The sequence below is a fragment of the Chromohalobacter sp. HP20-39 genome, assembly GCF_033052815.1.
Lineage (GTDB): Bacteria > Pseudomonadota > Gammaproteobacteria > Pseudomonadales > Halomonadaceae > Chromohalobacter.
The window spans coordinates 1-736 of the sequence record NZ_JAWHTP010000046.1; the positions used below are offsets into that span (position 1 = coordinate 1).

Here is a 736-nt window from a genome sequence, read left to right on the forward strand (position 1 = left end):
CACGGCACCAGTCTGACTGCGGTCGAATGCGCGCGCATGATTCCGCAAGTGTCTGCCACCAGCATTCGCCAGGCCATGCGCTGGGCGCGGGACGAACGGCGTCTGAGCCAGGCCTGCCAGGCTGTGCTGGAATTCATGCAGCGACACCCGATTGCCGCCACCTGGGGGCGGTCCGATTTGGCATCTTCTGACATGATGACCATGGAGACCACCAAACGGGTGTGGCAAGCCCGGCTTGATCCTCGGCGCAACACACCTTCCATTGGAATCTACTCCCATGTAAAAGACCGGTGGGGCATCTTCCATGCGCAGCCCTTTGTGCTCAATGAGCGCCAGGCGGGCGTGGCCATTGAAGGTGTCATCCGCCAAGAAAAGCTGGAGACCAGCCAGCTTGCTGTGGATACCCATGGCTACACCGACTTTGCCATGTCACATGCCCGTTTGCTTGGTTTTGATCTTTGCCCGCGGTTGAAGGAACTCAAACAGCGCCACCTCTTTGTGCCACGCGGCACCAAAGTGCCCGCAGAAATCGCTGCGGTGTGCGAAGCCAATGTCGACGTCGCTTTGATCGAAAAGCATTGGGATAGTCTGGTGCACCTGGCAGCCTCGGTCATGAGCGGACATGCCAGTGCGGTGGCAGCTCTTGCGCGGTTCGGTTCTGCCGCCCAGGGCGATCCAATCTATGAGGCTGGCGTGCAATTGGGGCGGTTGCTGCGTACGGCGTTTTTGGCTGACT

Annotated in this window: 1 protein-coding gene; it reads left to right on the top strand. The window is 59.8% G+C overall.

Annotated elements, in window-relative coordinates; translation table 11 throughout:
• Positions 1 to 736 (top strand): Tn3 family transposase (locus RVY79_RS16775; RefSeq protein ID WP_317465609.1); only part of this gene is annotated, 736 nt, incomplete at both ends.